Origin of the sequence: Streptomyces sp., from assembly GCF_035563135.1 — a bacterium.
Taxonomy (GTDB): Bacteria; Actinomycetota; Actinomycetes; order Streptomycetales; family Streptomycetaceae; genus Streptomyces.
Window position 1 is genome coordinate 1 of record NZ_DATMVN010000820.1, and the last position, 3,305, is coordinate 3,305.

At 68.4% G+C, this 3,305-nt stretch carries 3 protein-coding genes; 2 read left to right on the forward strand and 1 reads right to left on the reverse strand.

Going from position 1 to position 3,305, the window contains the following annotated elements; genetic code table 11:
- A partial coding sequence (locus tag VN520_RS36375; protein WP_325751231.1) for an immunity 49 family protein occupies positions 1-642 on the forward strand: 642 nt, incomplete at its 5' end.
- A 990-nt stretch (positions 643-1,632) separates the two neighbouring features.
- On the opposite strand, the gene VN520_RS36380 is transcribed toward VN520_RS36375, so the two are convergent.
- The gene (locus VN520_RS36380; protein ID WP_325751232.1) at positions 1,633-1,911 is read right to left on the reverse strand and encodes a hypothetical protein; all 279 of its coding nucleotides are present in this window, start codon (positions 1,909-1,911) and stop codon (positions 1,633-1,635) included.
- Positions 1,912-2,452: 541 nt separating this feature from the next.
- Here VN520_RS36380 and VN520_RS36385 point away from each other — a divergent pair.
- Positions 2,453-3,305, forward strand: an 853-nt coding sequence (locus VN520_RS36385) for a hypothetical protein (protein WP_325751233.1), incomplete at its 3' end; no start/stop codon positions are given.

Here is a 3,305-nt window from a genome sequence, read left to right on the forward strand (position 1 = left end):
GCGGGCAACCCCGGCAACGACACGGCCGCCCAGCTCGCAACTCTTCGCCTGGCCTCCCAGATGGGGGCGGCGCTCTTCCGCATCGCGCTGGCGGAGCCAGGCGCGGAGACCGAGGTGACCATCGGCGGGCGCACACTGCGCTACCCGGCCGAGCGGGGCGAGGAAGCCAGTGCCGGAATCTGGCAGACCGCCGTCGCCTTCGCCCTGATCACCGGCGTACGCGAGGACCTCGCACCGCTGGTCCTCACCGGCCCCACCGTCGCCCACCCGGACGGCTCCGCGTTTACCGCGTACCGCGAGGCCCTCCACGCCTACCTGAAGGGCACCGAGCCCGAAGCGGCCGCACAACGAGCGCTGCAGGAGGCCGAGAAGGCCAAGCACTGGGGCTTCACGATGCCGCCCGCCGTGTTGCTGTCACAGCTGGTGGAGGGCGACGAGGAAAGCTTCAACCTCGCCTTGGCCGACACACTCGAAGCCCACCGCGCCTACTACCAGGTCGCCGACCGCGCCGACGATCCGAACGCCTCCGTCAACCTCGACGTCCTTGCCCTAACCTGCCACGCCCGCCGCCGCGGCTGGGCTATCCGCGTGGACTCCCCCTACCTGCCGCAAGGCCTTCTGCGGGCCGCTGAACCCTTCTAGGGCGAACCTCAGGCTCGGACGCTCCTCCGACTCTGGCCGCCACCGCCCGCGAACTGTTCACCGGTTCTCGGTCTCCAACACGCCCGTGGCCGCTCGCTCGCCGTGCGGGCAGAACACCTTCGCCCCGCCGAGCACGCCGTCCACCAGCGCTGGAGTTACAACTCCTGAGGGTGTCCATCAGCCACCGCGGCGCCGGCCACGCCACCCGCGTACTGAATCGGCTGTGCGCCGAGGCTGATGCCCACGGCCTCATCCTGGCGTGCACGACCGACGAGTTCGGCGCGAACCGCGCGGCTGGATGCCTTTTACCGGCGGCACGGCTTCGTCCCGCCGCACCTGCCGACCGGCTGACCGAACACACCTGGGAGCGCCCCGCCGCGCGCCCGGCGTCCGGGGGCGGGGGAGGAGCCGCGTTAAGTACATCTCCCGCCTGGCAACCGGGCCCCGTCCGGAGCGTCCGGCCTGAGCCGAACGCGACTTGCATGTCCTGGTGGCCGCCTGAGCCTGCTGCACGTCACCCCACTGCCGTCGCGACTGGCGGCGCTGATGGTCGGACCCGCCGGGCAAGCAGACCGCACGCACGGCGCCCTCACGGAACTCGGCGTCGCACAGCGGCTTCTTCTTGGATCCCATGAATTCCAACTTCCCCTGCAACCACGGGCTCCACGCTATGAGAGGAGAGTGACCATGGGGTACCAGCAGCTTCTGGACCTCGCCCGCCAGCACATTCCAGGCCGAGGCGGCTGAGCACTGGAGGGGAAAGGCCCTCTGGGGCCGGGTTCGGCGCCTTCCTGGAAACGGCTGGTGAAAGCGTCGTCGAGGTGTGCCGGCCCAAGAGTCCCGCGGTCCGGAGCGGGCGCAAGAGCGACATGCTGGATGTCGTCCGCGCGGCCCCACCCACCCCTGAAACACGCGGCCCTGTACCAACTCGTCGAGGTCGACTACCGCTTCTACGCCCAGATCTTCCTCAGCGACCAGGTCCGTGCAACGCTAACGCGTAGGTGCAGGAGCGAGAGCCATAGCGCTGATCAGCTGATCGGTGAGTTCCCCGACGGGCAGGGTGCCATCGAGGACAAAGTCTGCGCTGTGCCTCATGGGGGCGACGTGTTCGCCGTGGCCTGTGCGGCCGCGTGCGAGGTAGCCGAGCAGGCTGATTCGCGGGTCGGCGCCCTCGTCGATCTTGCGGAGTGTCTTTCGGGCGAGGCGTAGGTCGTCCGGGGTGTCCAGATAGGCGGTCCAGCGTGCGATCCGACGGATCTGCTCCTCCATGGCAAAGGTCCCTTCGACCAGGAGCAGTTGGTCCTCCGAGGTTGCTTCGATGGCCTGAAGGACTTCGTCTCCCGGATCGGTGCATGCGGCGTGGAGATAGTGCGTCTGGCGTCCTGCTGGGAACTCCGACTGCCGGATGACGCGCCCGTGATGCTGCTGCTTCCGTCTGGCTGTCTCCCGGCCCACGATTGCCCGCTCCCGCTGGCGAATCGCAGTGATGGAGTCTCTCTCCCTTCGCCGATCACGCCCGCTCCGCGGGATCACCCCGGTGTGCTACTCCGCCAGGCGGGAGGGGAGGAAGGGCCAGCCCGCGTCACGGGATCCGTAGCTGCCAACCCCAGCGTCTCGGGGACAGTCATGACGGGAACTGCTCGCAGCTCCCAGCTGTGAGCTGACGCGCCCCGAGAGAGACGAGAGGGGGGAGACTATGACAGCCGCGAGGCCACGCCACGACCCTTCATGCCCCTCCCACCTCGTCGAGGCCGAGGATGCCCAAGACCTGGCCTCTGAGACAGTGACCCGATGGCTCGTGAGTGGGGCCGTGGCGCATGGGCTCCCGCCGTGGTGGGACGGCCCACATCTCGAGATCCCGGTCACCTGGTCGGGTTCGACGCACCGATTCCATGCCGATACCGAGGCTGTCTTCCATAACGCCGACTCCAAGGAAGGGCAGCAGTATGCCGCTGCCGCCACTCGGTGGTTGGAATCGTGGGGCCCAGACCGGCGCGCGTTCGACGGAGGCGACTGGCAGGCCGCAGCGCGCCAGTGGCACCACGCGACCGGCCTGCCTATTCCCCGCACGGTGCAGGACCGGCTCTATGAACGACACGGCCCGGAGGCTCTGAGCGCGACCAGAGAACTGGACGATCTACTTGAGGCTATGCAGCTTGCCAGCATGCGCTGGAATGGACAGGACCTCGTTGATCTGGCCGCCGTCACCCTCGCAGCCATGGACCATGGCGCACGCCCGCAGCTGCGCACCGCCGCGTTCGGCTACCTTGAGCAACTCGGCTCGGACCGTCGGCTGTACGGCGTCACAGGACTCAGTCCCGCGGGCGTAAGCGGAACAGCGCCTCAGGCACAGACTGACTCTTGGCTGATCTCAGCTGTCGCTCTCTCCCAGCACGCCGGCATAGACGTCCGAGAACAGTCCAAGACCGACAGCCTTCCCAAACTTACCCTCGCACTGACCGCCAGCCCACCTCTCGAGGACGATGCCCATGATCTTGTCAAGGCGCGCTCCCTGGGATTGGCAGCGGCAGCGGGCCGCGTGATCAGGGCGCGCTTCGAACGGGATCCGAAGGCCGAGGCTCGGCTGACGGCTGTGGCACGCCGCCGCCTGGAGGATCTGGTCGGCACGCTGGAGGGGCTAAGCACTGCGAGCCCAGCGCGCC